Origin of the sequence: Streptomyces sp. NPDC056948 (genome assembly GCF_042674225.1) — a bacterium.
Classification (GTDB): Bacteria; Actinomycetota; Actinomycetes; order Streptomycetales; family Streptomycetaceae; genus Streptomyces; species Streptomyces purpurascens.
In genome coordinates this window covers 1-12,978 of the sequence record NZ_JBHUQX010000005.1, presented here as the reverse complement: position 1 = coordinate 12,978, position 12,978 = coordinate 1, and the positions used below count along the sequence as shown (strand labels likewise).

Here is a 12,978-nt window from a genome sequence, read left to right as displayed (position 1 = left end):
CCTCTCAGGGGAATCGCAGCGCGTTCGGGCCGAGGGGCGGTACGAGTCCCTCGGCCGCCGCGCGTGTCAGCAGTCCGCGTACGGCCGCGTAGCCGTCCTCGCCGAGGCCGGCCGTGAACTCGTTGACGTACAGCCCGATGTGCTGGTCGGCGACGGCCGGGTCCATCTCCTGGGCGTGTTCCATGACGTACGGGCGGGACACCTCGGGGTCGTCCCAGGCGGCGCGCACGGACGTCCGGATGGAGCCGGCGAGCAGCCGCAGCCTCTGCTCGCCCAGCGACCGCTTGGCGATGATCGCGCCCAGCGGGATCGGCAGCCCGGTGGTGTGCTCCCAGTGCTCGCCCATGTCGGCGAGCTTGTGCAGGCCGTAGCCGCCGTACGTGAAGCGCGCCTCGTGGATCACGAGCCCCGCGTCGACCTTCCCGTCCCGCACGGCCGGCATGATCTCGTGGAACGGCATGACGACGATCTCGCCGACCCCGTCGGCCAGGGTGTCGGCGGCCCACAGCCGGAACAGCAGATAGGCGGTGGACCTCTCACTGGGCACGGCGACGGTGCGCCCGGCGAGATCGACATCCGCCTCCCGCGTCAGCACCAGCGGCCCGCAGCCCCGCCCCAGGGCACCCCCGCAGGGCAGCAGCGCGTACTCGTCGAGGACGTACGGCAGCACCGCGTACGACACCTTCAGTACGTCGAACTCGCCGCGCTCGGCCATGCCGTTGGTGACGTCGATGTCGGCGAAGGTCACGTCGAGGGCGGGAGCGCCGGGGACGCGGCCGTGGGCCAGGGCGTCGAAGACGAAGGTGTCGTTCGGGCAGGGGGAGTACGCGATCTGCAACTGGTCACTGGTCATGCCGGTTCCAACTCTCCAGTACGGGCACGAGCTTCCCGAAACCCTCGGTCAAAGCCGCCAGGGCGTCCCCGATGCGCCAGGCGGCGCGGTCACGCGGCCCGACGGGATTGGAGATCGCCCGGATCTCCAGCACGGGCACCCCGTGCGCGCCGGCGGCCTCGGCGACACCGAAACCCTCCATGGCCTCGGCGAGAGCGGTGGGGTGCCGCTCGCGGAGCGCGGTGGCCCTGGCGGCCGTCCCGGTCACGGTGGAGACGGTGAGCACGGCCCCGGTACGGGCCCCGGCGGCGTCGGCGACCCGCCGTACGAGGTCCGCGGGCGGGTGGTGACGTACGGTCCCGAATCCGAGTTCCGTGACCGGCAGGAACCCGTCGGGCGTCTCGGCCCCCAGATCGGCCGCGACGATCTCATCGGCGACGACGAGCGACCCCACGGGCGCCTCCGGCTGGAAGCCGCCACCGATCCCGGCGGAGACGACGAGGTCGTAGGGGGTGCCCTGGAGCGAGGCGGCGGTGAGAGCGGAGGCGACGGAGGCGGCGGCGAGGGCGGGCCCCACACCGGCGTCGATCACATCGAGGACGCCACCGCCGGCGCCGTGGGCCCCGAAGGCCTCAGCCACCGCGTCCCTCTCCACAGGAACAGCGGTGGCCACCAGCACCCGGGCGAGCCCAGCGGCAGCGATCAGGCGTCCTTCTCGAGCTTGAAGTTCCAGAGCCCGGACGTGTCCTTCTCGCCCTCCTTGATGGACACCAGCGTCGAGTCGCCCTGCGCGCCGTACTGGGCATTGAAGAACACGCTGCCCGGGATGGTGCGGTACGTCTTCGTGCTGTTGTCGGTCAGCGGCTGACCGTTCATCAGGATCGTCCAGCCCTTGTCGGCGATCTCCGGGTCGACACCGAAGCGCACGGTCTCGTCCGGGTCGACCGAGATGGTCTTGATGCCCTTGTCCTTCAGGCACTGCGTGAGGTCGGCGGGCTTCAGGGCGTCGCCCTCGCCGCCGCAGGTGGCCTCGGAGTTCACCGAGTCGCTGCCCACGGTGACCGTGGCCATCGGCGTCGGCTTGTCACAGGCCGACAGGACGAGCAGTCCGGCGGATACGACACCGGCGACAGCGACGGCGCGGCGGCGTCGCACTACGGATTGCAACGTGTTCATGGGCGAAGGTTATCCGGCACTCGGGTCGGACCGCCCACGCGGGGTACGGCTCCACGGAGATCCCTCAGGAGATCCATCAGAAGGGCCCTACGCCACACGCGGCCGCGTCGCACCGCCGCGCCGGGCCGAGCCGATCAGCCCCCGTACGGTCGTCAGCCACCCGGCGCCGACGATCGCGGCGCCCACCGCCAGCCCGACCGTGCCGTTGAGCGGCAGCGCGAGGCCGATGGCCCCGCCCAGCACCCAGGCCATCTGCAGCAGTGTCTCGGAGCGGGCGAAGGCCGAGGTCCTGACCAGTTCGGGCACGTCCCGCTGGATCAGCGCGTCCAGGGACAGCTTGGCCAGGGCCTGTGCGAAGCCGGCCATCGCGGCCAGGCAGGCCACCAGGATCGCGCTGAAGAACACCGCGGCCGTGATCGCCACGCCCAGCACACACGCCACCACCGTCACGATGATGATCTCCGGCGCCCGGGAACGCAGCCACGCCCCGACCGCCGTGCCGAGCGCGTTGCCCACGCCCGCCGAGACGCCCACGATCCCCAGGGACACGGCGGCGCTCTGGCCGGAGACCGGGTGCACGCGGAGCAGGAAGGCGAGGAAGAAGATCAGGAAGCCGGTGAGGCAGCGGATGGAGGCGTTGGCGGCCAGGGCGTGCGTGACGGCCGGGCCGACCGTGCGCAGCCCCGGGCGCTTGACGGGCCGGCGGTGCGGGCCGTGCAGATGCTGTTCGTCCGCGGCCAGCAGCGCGGTGTCCTCGCCCTTGGCGGAGTCGACCTTGTGGGGCAGCGTGAACGACAGGATCGTCCCCGCGACGAAGAGCACGAAGGCGCCGTAGAGCGGCCAGCGCGGCCCGATCTGCTGGAGCCCGGCGCCGATCGGGGCGGCGATTCCGGTGGCGAGGAGCCCGCCGAGGGTGACGCGCGAGTTGGCCTTCACGAGGGAGAAGCGAGGTGGCAGCAGCCGGGGCACGACGGCACTTCTGACCACCCCGTACGCCTTCGACGAGACGAGGACGCCGAGCGCCGCCGGGTACAGCTCGATACCGCCGGTGACGACGGCTCCGGACAGGACGATCGCGAGCAGCGCCCGGGCCAGCATCGCGCCGGCCATGGCCGCCCGGCGGCCGTGCGGGATGCGGTCGAGGAGGGGGCCGATCACAGGCGCGAGGAGCGTGAAGGGCGCCATGGTGATGGCGAGGTACAGCGCGACGCGGCCGCGGGCCTCGTCGGTGGGGACGGAGAAGAAGACGGTCGAGGCGAGGGCGACGGTGACCATGACATCGCCGGCGCCGTTCACGCCGTGCAGCTCGATCAGCTTGCCGAGGCCGGACTCGCCGGCGCCGTGCGCGTGGGTGGCCTTGCGGATGCCGCGGGCGGTTCCGGTCACCGGGAAGTGCAGGGCACGGCCGACCGCGCGGAGGGAGCCGCTCATCCGGCCCGGTCCGCTCAGTCGGCTGCTTCCCTTGACGGGCGTCTTCGCGGCTGCCACGACGTCATAGTGCCCCGAGAAGGCTGTGGGTAGTGCCATTACCGCTTGTATAGGGCCTGTGGGGTGACTGTCGTGTGACTGTCCGGTCGCCGGGTCATGGCACCGTCGGTGTACGCGAAGTGGGGCGGAAGGGTAGCGTGCATATCTCAGCCATCCCGCAAAATGGATGAAGGACGTCGACGCGGTCCCCCGGTCCGCTCCGTCCGCCCCCGCGCTGGGAGTGGCGCACTCGTCAGACGGCGTATGGAGAGAAGCGATACCTGTGAGCGCAGCGACAACGCGAAGCCGCACCCCTGACCGTCTGTGCGCCGAGGCCGTCGACCTCGCGCGCGCCGCAGCCGAGGAGGCCGCGGCACCAGGGATCGTCGGCGAGCACGTGGGAACGGTCTCCGAGGGAGACCGCGTTGTCACACACTTCTTCGAGTGCCGAGAGCTGGGGTACCGGGGCTGGCGCTGGGCCGTGACGGTGGCCCGGGCGTCCCGGGCCAAGATCGTCACGGTGGACGAGGCGGCCCTGCTGCCCGGCCCGGACGCGGTGCTCGCACCCGAGTGGGTGCCGTGGAGCGAACGGCTGCGCCCCGGCGACATGGGGCCGGGCGACCTGCTGCCCACGGACGCCGAGGATCTGCGGCTGGAGCCCGGCTACTCGGGCGAGGACGAGCCGGCGCCGAATTCCCCCGTGTCGCACGAGATGGCCGACCTGGTGGAGGCGGAGGACGCGGACGTCACCGCGGGGCCCCCGTCGGGCTTCCCGGTCACCCCGACCCGCGGCTCCATCACAGGACTGGCGGAGGAGCTCGGCATGCGCCGGGCCCGCGTCCTGTCCCGCTACGGCCTGTACACCGCGGCCGACCGCTGGGAGGAGGCGTTCGGCCCCAAGACCCCCATGGCCCAGTCGGCCCCGGCGGCCTGTGTCACCTGTGGCTTCCTCGCCCCCATCGGCGGCTCCCTCGGCCAGGCCTTCGGCGTCTGCGCCAACGAGTTCGCCCCGGCCGACGGCCGCCTCGTCTCCCTCACCTACGGCTGCGGCGGCCACTCCGAGGCCGCGGTCATGCCCCGCCCCCCGCAGCCACCCTCCCCGGTCATCGACGAGACCCGGGTGGACCCGTTCCCGCTGCGTCCTGCGCCGGACTCGGGTTCGGTCGCGGCGACGGCGGACGAGAGCACGGAGGAGCTGGGCCACTCGTAGCCGTGCCCTCGCCCGGCCCGCTGACCGGCTGCGGACCTCGGCCGGGTCGGTGATCACGGGCATGTTGTGCGGTCCCGCGACCAGGGGCCGCAGGGTGAGCAGGGGCCGCAGGGTGAGCAGGGGCCACTGGCGAGGGCCGAAGCGGACCGGGCGCGCTGCCCGTCCCGCGGTGGCGCGGTCCTGGCAGACGACCAGGAGCAGCGGCTGGAGCCGGTGGGAGTGGGGGTGCTCGCGGGAATGGCTGTGCCTCTGGCACATGCCGAGAGGGCTCTGAGTGAGCGTAGAAGCCAACTGCTCATGGGCAGAGCCCAGTTGATGACGCTCACTCGCGTGAGTGAGCGAGCCGGGGCCGGTGACCGGCCCGTTTCGTGGCGCACGCGGGCCGGGGCTGGGAGGGGCGGGCGGCGCGCGCGGCCCCGTCCCCCAAGCGGTACCGTCTCCTCACGTCGACGAGGAGAAGGAACGGCAACGTGAGCAGCAAGTTCGTGCGGCCCGCCGCCGAGGGGGCCGATCCGTTCGGTACCGCGCGTCTGCGGCGCGGTGTCCTCGACGCCTGGGCCACCAGTCCCGCCCGGTTCCGTGAGGACGCCAACGCCGAGGAGGACCTGGTCCTCGGCGGCTACCGGGACCGGCTCGTCGTCGAGCTCGCCCAGAACGCCGCCGACGCCGCGGCCCGGGCCGGAGTGCCGGGACGGCTGCGGCTCACCCTGCGGGACGGTGTTCTCGTCGCCGCCAATACCGGGGCACCCCTGGACGCGGCCGGTGTCGAGTCGCTGTCCACGCTGCGGGCGTCGGCGAAGCGGGAGAGCCAGGAGCAGGCCATCGGACGCTTCGGTGTGGGCTTCGCCGCCGTCCTGTCCGTCACCGACGAGCCCGCCGTCGTCGGCCGGCACGGCGGCGTCCGCTGGTCCCTCGCCGAGGCCCGGGACCTGGCCGCCGAGACCGCCCGGCACAGTCCCGGACTCGGGGACGAGGTCCGGCGGCGCGACGGGCACGTACCGCTGCTGCGGCTGCCGTTCGCCGCCGAGGGCACCGCCCCCGCCCCGTACGACACCGCCGTCATCCTGCCCCTGCGCGACGATCCCGCCGCCGATCTCGCCGAGCGGCTGCTGCACGCCGTCGACGACGCGCTGCTGCTCGCCCTGCCCGGCCTCGAAGAGGTCGTCGTGGAGGTCAACGGGGAGAGCCCGAGGACCATCACCCGCCGTACCGACCAGGCCTTCACCGTCGTCGACGACTCCGAGGGCGGCGTCACCCACTGGCGCACCTCCGTCGCGCACGGCCCGCTCACCCCCGAGCTGCTCGCCGACCGGCCCCTCGAGGAGCGGCTGCGGCCGCGGTGGTCCGTCACCTGGGCCGTGCCCGTCGACAGCGACGGCAGCCCGGCCCGCCCCCGCACCAGCCCGGTCGTGCACGCGCCCACCCCGAGCGACGAGCCGCTCGGTGTCCCGGCCCTGCTCATCGCCTCGTTCCCGCTGGACTCCACCCGCCGGCACGCCGCCCCGGGACCGCTGACCGACTTCCTGGTCCAGCGCGCGGCCGACGCGTACGCCGAACTCCTCGGCGACTGGCGGCCGGTGACCGCCGGGATCATCGGCCTCGTGCCCGGCCCGCTCGGCAAGGGCGAGCTGGACGGCGCCCTGCGCCAGGCGATCCTGGAGCGGCTGCCCCGTACCTCTTTCCTCCCGCCCGCCGCCGAGCCCCAAGAGCACGACGCCGACGACGACGACCTGCCCGACTCCCTCCGCCCTCGTGACGCCGAGATCGTCGAGGGCGCGGGCGCGGACACCGTGCGGGTCCTCGCCGAGGTGCTGCCCACCCTGCTGCCCGGCGGGCTGGAGCGGCGCGCGGAGCTGCGGACCCTCGGCGTCGCCCGCGTCCCGCTGACCGACGCCGTCGACCGGCTGGCCGGGCTCGAGAAGGACCCCGGCTGGTGGCGGCGGCTCTACGACAGCCTCGCCGGGGTGGACCCCGACCGGCTGTCGGGCCTCCCGGTGCCGCTGGCGGACGGCCGTACGACGATCGGCCCCCGGCAGGTCCTCCTGCCCAGCGCGGAGGCCGCCCGTATCGACCCCGAGGTGCTGGCCCGGCTCGGCCTGAAGGTCGCCCACCCGGACGCCGCGCACCCGCTCCTGGAGAAGCTCGGCGCCCTGCCCGCCTCCCCGCGTGCCGTGCTCACCACCCCGCAGGTACGGGCCGCCGTCGCCGCGTCCCTGGACGATGAGGGCGGGGTGAACTGGGAAGAGGACACCCTCGACGCCGACGAGCTGGCCGACACCGTGCTCGCACTGGTGCGGGACGCCGGCCTGGAGCCCGGCGACGAGCCCTGGCTCGGCGCCCTCGCCCTGCCCGACGAGGACGGCGAACCGGCCCCCGCCTGCGAACTCGTCTTCCCCGGCGGCCCCTTCGCCCAGGTGATGCGCGAGGGCGAACTCGCCGCCGTGGACACCGAACTGGCCGGCCGGTGGGGCGAGCAGCCGCTCGCCGCCTGCGGGGTCCTGGTGAACTTCGCGCTCGTCCGCGCCACCGACGTCGTCCTCGACCCGGACGAACTGGAGCCCCGCGAGGGCGACTTCGCCGAGCCCGACGACGCGGGTCTGCTGGACGCCGTCGACGTGTGGTGCGAGGACATCCTCGACCGCTTCCCGGACAGCCCGGTCCCGCCGGTCGCGACGGAGATCATCGCCGTACGGGACCTGGACCTGGTCGACGAGGACAAGTGGGCCCAGGCCCTGGCCCTGCTGTCGCAGCCGCCCTTCCGGGACGCCATCGTCCAGCCCGTGCGGATCCTGCTGCACGACGGGACCCACGAGGTCGTACGGCCGTACGCGGCGTGGTGGCTGCGCGGGAACCCGGTGCTCGACGGCCGTCGCCCGGCCGGTCTGCGGGCCGCCGGCGGTGACCCGCTGCTGCGCGGGCTGTACGACGAGGCCGACGCCACCGGCTTCGAGGACGAACAGGTGCTGCGCGCGCTGGGCGTACGGACGTCCGTCGCCGCGCTGCTGGACGAGCCCGGCGGGGCCGCCGAGCTGCTCGACCGGCTCGCCGAGCCCGAGCGCGAGGTGGCGGACGCCCAGCTCCACGCCCTCTACAGCGCGCTGGCCGAGCAGGACCCCGAGCAGGTGACCCTGCCGGACGAACTGCGCGCGGTCGTCGACGGCCGGGTGGAGGTCGTGGACGCGGCCGACGCCGTGGTCGTCGACTCACCTGACCTGCTGCCCTTCACCTCGGGCGTCCCGCTGCTGCCGGTCCGCCCCTCCCGGGCCGCCGATCTGGCCGAGCTGTTCCAGGTGCGGCGGCTGAGCGAGTCCGTCACCGGGGAGGTCACCTCCGAGGGCGTCGAGCACGACGTACCGGAGCCGGTGCGGGTGCTGCTCGGCCGGCTGACCCCGGCCTCCTACGTCGAGCACGAGGAACTCGTCGTCGACGGCGTGGAGATCGACTGGCGGCTGACCGACGACGGTGTCCTGCACGCCGCCACCCTGGAGGGCGTCGCGGCGGGGCTGGCCTGGGCGGCCGGGCAGTGGCCGCGACGGTTCGAGGTGGCGGCACTGCTGGAGGATCCGTCCCGGACGGAGGAGCTGGAGCGGGACCGGTGGTTCGACTGAGCCCCGAGGGGCTCCGCGGCGACTCGGCGGCTCGTGAAAACTTCCGCACAAACTTTTCACCTGTCGTACAACCAAGCGGATCCCTCGGGCATCTGATCACGTGAGTCAACAGACTCCACGATCACTTGGGCCCCAGGAGCCGACGACGAGCGCCGGGGCCCCTCTCCACCTGGAGAACGCATGCGCATCCGAGCCACCGTGGCCGCCGTCACCGGCGCCCTGGCCCTTTCCGCCTTCGCCGTGCCGGCCGCGCAGGCCGCCGAGCCGAAGGTCCCCGCGGACATCGCCGCCGCCAGCGAGGTCGTCCACGCCGACTCCGGCCGGTCGGCCCTCGCCGCCGCCGTGGACGGCGAGCCGTACGCCCTGAACGCGACCTTCTCCTCGGTCAAGGTCAACAACGGCAAGAACATCTCCGCCGGCACCACCAACGTGGTGAACGTGCCCGTCTCCTTCAAGCTGACGCACGGCGCGGACGTCGACATCCACGCGGCCGACTTCTTCGCGGGCATCGAGCTGTACCGCGGCGCCTCGTTCGAGGATTCGATCTTCTTCTTCGACAGCAACAACGCGAGCTGCACGGACTCCTCCGCGACCGTCGCCAACTGCAAGACCACCGTCTCGATCGACCCGTTCGCGCTGCTGAACGAGGACGCCGGCTCCTGGAAGGCCGCGGGCTTCGCGGTCGCGTTCAACGGCGAGGACCCGGAGAACCCGAACCTGGAGAAGGTCGGCGTCGCGGTGACGGACCCGACCAACTCCTTCAAGCTCCAGCGCTACTCCAAGCTGACGGTCAACGCCTCGCCGGAGCCGGTGAAGAAGGGCAAGACCATCACCGTCACCGGCAAGCTGTCCCGCGCCAACTGGGACGACAACAAGTACCACGGCTACACCAACCAGTCGGTGAAGCTGCAGTTCCGCAAGAAGAACTCCAACACCTACACCACGGTGAAGACCATCAAGTCGAACTCCACGGGTGAGCTGAAGACCACGGTCAAGGCCTCCGTGGACGGCTACTTCCGCTACTCCTTCGCGGGCACGACGACCACCCCGGCGGTCAACGCCACGGGTGACTTCGTCGACGTGAAGTAGCACAAGGCGGCTACGCCGGGAAGCGGCGGTCCACCCACCTCCACGTGAGTTCCAGGGTGGCCGCCGCTGCCACGGCGATGCCGACCGCGATCCACGGCATCGTCATGCCGACCAGCTTCAGCGCGAAGAAGTGCTGGAGCCACGGCACGACGAGGACCAGCAGGAACGCCCCCGCCATCGACGCCACCAGGGCGACGCGCCACCAGGTGTAGGGGCGGGCGATGATCGCCAGGACCCACATCGAGATCAGGAACAGCGTGAGCGTCGCCGCACTGGTCTCCGCGTCCAGCTCGCCCGCGCCCGTGTAGTGCTCCCGGGCGATCAGATAGGTCGCGAAGGTCGCCGCCGCGGCCACCACCCCGCCCGGAATGGCGTACCGCATGACCCGCCGTACGAAATGGGGCCGGGCCCGCTCCTTGTTGGGCGCGAGCGCGAGGAAGAACGCCGGGACGCCGATGGTGAGCGTCGACAGCAGGGTCAAGTGGCGCGGCAGGAACGGGTACTCGACCTGTGAGCAGACCACCAGGACGGCCAGCAGCACCGAGTAGACCGTCTTGACGAGGAACAGGGTCGCCACACGCGTGATGTTGCCGATCACACGGCGGCCCTCGGCCACCACCGACGGCAGCGTGGCGAAGCTGTTGTTCAGCAGCACGATCTGTGCGACCGCCCGGGTCGCCTCCGAGCCCGAGCCCATCGCCACGCCGATGTCGGCGTCCTTCAGGGCGAGGACGTCGTTCACCCCGTCGCCCGTCATCGCGACCGTGTGCCCCCGGGACTGCAGAGCCCCCACCATGGTCCGCTTCTGCTGCGGGGTGACCCGCCCGAACACCGTGTTGTCGTCCAGGGCCCGGGCCATGCCGTCCTCGTCGGCGGGCAGCCGGCGGGCGTCGACGGTGGTGCCGGACAGCCCGAGCTTGGAGGCGACCGCGCCGACCGACACCGCGTTGTCGCCGGAGATGACCTTGGCCCGGACACTCTGGTCGGCGAAATAGCTCAGGGTGTCGGCCGCGTCCGGCCGCAGCCGCTGCTCCAGGACGACCAGGGCGGTGGGCTTCGCCCCCTCGGTCACCCCGGCGTCGTCGAGGTCGCGTTCGACCCGGGCGAGCAGCAGCACCCGCAGGCCCTGCTCGTTCAGCCGCCCGGTCTCGGCGAGGGCCGGGTCGTCGTCGGGCAGCAGGACGTCCGGCGCGCCGAGCAGCCAGGTGCTCGTCTCACCGTCGGCCTCGGCGAACGCGGCGCCGCTGTACTTGCGTGCCGAGGAGAAGGGCAGCGCCTGGGTGCAGCGCCAGTCCTCGCCGTCCGGATAGGCGTCGATGATCGCCTTCAGGGAGGCGTTCGGCCGCGGGTCGGACTCGCCGAGGGCGCCGAGGACCTGTCGTACGTACGTCTCGTCGGCGTCCTGCAGCGGCCGCAGCTCGGTGACGTCCATGCCGCCCTCGGTGAGGGTGCCCGTCTTGTCGAGGCAGACGGTGTCGACCCGGGCCAGCCCCTCGATCGCGGGCAGCTCCTGGACCAGGCACTGCTTGCGGCCCAGCCGGATGACGCCGATGGCGAAGGCGACGGAGGTGAGCAGGACCAGTCCCTCGGGCACCATCGGGATGATGCCGCCGACCGTGCGCGCCACGGAGTCCTTGAAGGGGTTGTCCTTCACGAAGAGCTGGCTGATGATCAGGCCGATCGCGGTCGGGACCATCATCCACGTGACGTACTTGAGGATCGTGGAGATGCCGGAGCGCAGCTCGGACTGGACGAGGGTGAAGCGCGAGGCCTCCTCGGCGAGCTGGGCTGCGTACGCCTCACGGCCGACCTTCGTGGCCTGGAAGGCCCCGCCGCCCGCGACCACGAAACTGCCCGACATCACCTGGTCGCCGGGGCTCTTGACCACCGGGTCGGCCTCGCCGGTGAGCAGCGACTCGTCGATCTCCAGGTTGTCGGCCTCCGCGCAGACACCGTCGACGACGACCTTGTCGCCGGGGGCGATCTCGATCAGGTCGTCGAGGACGATCTCGGAGGTGCTGACCTGGGCGGCGGCTCCGTCCCGGCGGACGGTGGGGCGCGCCTCGCCGATCAGTGCGAGTGAGTCCAGTGTCTTCTTCGCCCGCCACTCCTGGACGATCCCGATGCCGGTGTTGGCGAGGATCACGAAGCCGAACAGGCTGTCCTGGATCGGCGCGACGACCAGCATGATCAGCCACAGCACGCCGATGATCGCGTTGAAGCGGGTGAAGACGTTCGCGCGGACGATGTCGACGGTGGAGCGGCTGCTGCGCACCGGCACGTCGTTGACCTGCCCGCGCTCCACGCGTTCGGCGACCTGAGCACCGGTCAGGCCGGTCACGGGCGAGGTGACCGTCGCCGGCCGCGCGGAGTCGAGCCGGGCACCCGCGTCGAGATGCGTCATGCATTCGACGGTACGTGCGGATTTGCCGCTTCACCTGCCGAATGCGGGGAAGATCCGACCTGGGGAGGATGGGCGTCGTGCCCTGGTCGTACGGCAGTTGTATGCGTCCGTCAGCCCGACCGGCGTGCGGTGAGCAGCAGGTACTCCCACTCCAGGGTCGTGCCGTCAGGGCCCGTTCCCAGGCCGCCGTCGCGGGCGAGAGTCACCAGGTCGCGGTCCAGGGCGGCGACGCGGTCGGGGTCGTCGGCGATGTTCTTGTAGACGGCGATCGTCGGGCCGTAGCGCTCCTTGAAGTAGTCCCGGAACGCCTCGGGCGTCGCGAAGCGGTCGACCCTGGCGGTCCCGCGCTCGGCGCGGATGTCCTTGACCCGGTCGCCGAGGAGTGCGCGCACATGGCCCTCGTCTCCCCACAGCGGGGGCGGCTGGGCGCCCGGCGGGGGCGGTGGCGCGTACGGCTTCATCGTGGCGAACATCCGGCCGATGAAGCCCTGGGGCGTCCAGCTCAGCAGGCCGACGGTGCCGCCCGGCCGGCAGACCCGGACGAGTTCGTCGGCGGCCTGCTGGTGGTGCGGGGCGAACATGACGCCGACGCAGGACAGCACGGTGTCGAATCCCGCGTCGCCGAAGGGCAGCGCTTCGGCGTCGGCCTCCTGCCAGGTGAGGTCCGCGCCCTGCTTCTCGGCCGCGAGCCGGCCCGCGCCGAACAGTTCCGGGGTCAGGTCGGAGGCGATGACGTCCGCGCCGGCCAGGGCCGCGGGGATCGCGGCGTTGCCGCTGCCGGCGCCGATGTCCAGTACACGTTGGCCGGAGCGCACGCCGCATGCCTCGACCAGGACCGCTCCCAGGCCGGGGATGACCTCGGCGGCCAGGGAGGGGTAGTCGCCCTGGGCCCACATCGCCCGGTGCTTGGCCTTCAGGGCCCGGTCTGCCTCGGCCGTGCTGTGCTGCGTCGTCATGGCTGCGCTCCTCACCGGTTCCGGGCGTTCGCCGTCTCCTCTTGAGCGTAGGGAGGGGGCAGGGCTGTGTCCTGCCGGAGCGTGCGGGTGCGCGTCTGCGCCTGCGCGGTGGTGGTGGGTCGGGGACGTGTCGGGGGGTGTCCGTCCTCGGAACGGCGCGATGGGGGCGGATACCGACTCGCTGTTCGTTGACGCGCCAACCGCTGCGGGCGGACACCCCCCGACACGTCCCCTTC

At 72.4% G+C, this 12,978-nt stretch carries 9 protein-coding genes; 3 read left to right on the top strand and 6 right to left on the bottom strand.

Going from position 1 to position 12,978, the window contains the following annotated elements:
* Positions 1-4: 4 nt before the first annotated feature.
* The 4 genes from ACFTZL_RS01360 to ACFTZL_RS01345 all read right to left on the bottom strand — a co-directional run bounded on the left by ACFTZL_RS01360 (position 5) and on the right by ACFTZL_RS01345 (position 3,496).
* The gene (locus ACFTZL_RS01360; RefSeq protein ID WP_382576780.1) at positions 5-853 is read right to left on the bottom strand and encodes a 1,4-dihydroxy-6-naphthoate synthase; all 849 of its coding nucleotides are present in this window, start codon (positions 851-853) and stop codon (positions 5-7) included.
* Positions 843-1,565 (bottom strand): futalosine hydrolase, encoded by a 723-nt coding sequence (locus ACFTZL_RS01355; protein ID WP_382576882.1) that lies wholly within the window; start codon positions 1,563-1,565, stop codon positions 843-845. The genes ACFTZL_RS01360 and ACFTZL_RS01355 overlap by 11 nt, the downstream gene beginning before the upstream one ends.
* Complete coding sequence (locus tag ACFTZL_RS01350) at positions 1,535-2,008, bottom strand: DUF2771 domain-containing protein (RefSeq protein WP_382576777.1); 474 nt, start codon at positions 2,006-2,008, stop codon at positions 1,535-1,537. The genes ACFTZL_RS01355 and ACFTZL_RS01350 overlap by 31 nt, the downstream gene beginning before the upstream one ends.
* A gap of 87 nt (positions 2,009-2,095) precedes the next feature.
* A complete protein-coding gene (locus ACFTZL_RS01345; RefSeq protein WP_382576879.1) occupies positions 2,096-3,496 on the bottom strand; it encodes an MFS transporter in 1,401 nt (466 codons plus the stop codon).
* 262 nt (positions 3,497-3,758) lie between these two features.
* Here ACFTZL_RS01345 and ACFTZL_RS01340 point away from each other — a divergent pair, with 262 nt between their 5' ends.
* The 3 genes from ACFTZL_RS01340 to ACFTZL_RS01330 all read left to right on the top strand — a co-directional run bounded on the left by ACFTZL_RS01340 (position 3,759) and on the right by ACFTZL_RS01330 (position 9,382).
* Entirely contained in the window at positions 3,759-4,685 is a 927-nt protein-coding gene (locus tag ACFTZL_RS01340) for a DUF3027 domain-containing protein (protein ID WP_382576774.1), read from the top strand.
* Between the two features lie 470 nt (positions 4,686-5,155).
* Positions 5,156-8,293: a sacsin N-terminal ATP-binding-like domain-containing protein gene (locus tag ACFTZL_RS01335; RefSeq protein WP_382576772.1), complete on the top strand. Its 3,138-nt coding sequence runs from the start codon at positions 5,156-5,158 to the stop codon at positions 8,291-8,293.
* Between the two features lie 180 nt (positions 8,294-8,473).
* The gene (locus ACFTZL_RS01330; protein WP_382576770.1) at positions 8,474-9,382 is read left to right on the top strand and encodes a hypothetical protein; all 909 of its coding nucleotides are present in this window, start codon (positions 8,474-8,476) and stop codon (positions 9,380-9,382) included.
* Positions 9,383-9,392: 10 nt separating this feature from the next.
* Here the strand turns inward: ACFTZL_RS01330 and ACFTZL_RS01325 are convergent, their stop codons facing one another.
* Both ACFTZL_RS01325 and ACFTZL_RS01320 read right to left on the bottom strand, forming a co-directional pair.
* Entirely contained in the window at positions 9,393-11,786 is a 2,394-nt protein-coding gene (locus ACFTZL_RS01325; protein WP_382576768.1) for an HAD-IC family P-type ATPase, read from the bottom strand.
* Positions 11,787-11,896: 110 nt separating this feature from the next.
* Positions 11,897-12,742: a class I SAM-dependent methyltransferase gene (locus ACFTZL_RS01320; RefSeq protein WP_382576765.1), complete on the bottom strand. Its 846-nt coding sequence runs from the start codon at positions 12,740-12,742 to the stop codon at positions 11,897-11,899.
* Positions 12,743-12,978: the final 236 nt, after the last annotated feature.

What these genes read in the sequence shown, in the direction of transcription:
- ACFTZL_RS01330 (WP_382576770.1), top strand. Translation starts at nt 8,474, where the DNA reads ATGCGCATCCGAGCCACCGTGGCCGCCGTCACCGGCGCCCTGGCCCTT.
- ACFTZL_RS01350 (WP_382576777.1), bottom strand. Translation starts at nt 2,008, where the DNA reads ATGAACACGTTGCAATCCGTAGTGCGACGCCGCCGCGCCGTCGCTGTC.
- ACFTZL_RS01320 (WP_382576765.1), bottom strand. Translation starts at nt 12,742, where the DNA reads ATGACGACGCAGCACAGCACGGCCGAGGCAGACCGGGCCCTGAAGGCC.
- ACFTZL_RS01325 (WP_382576768.1), bottom strand. Translation starts at nt 11,786, where the DNA reads ATGACGCATCTCGACGCGGGTGCCCGGCTCGACTCCGCGCGGCCGGCG.
- ACFTZL_RS01360 (WP_382576780.1), bottom strand. Translation starts at nt 853, where the DNA reads ATGACCAGTGACCAGTTGCAGATCGCGTACTCCCCCTGCCCGAACGAC.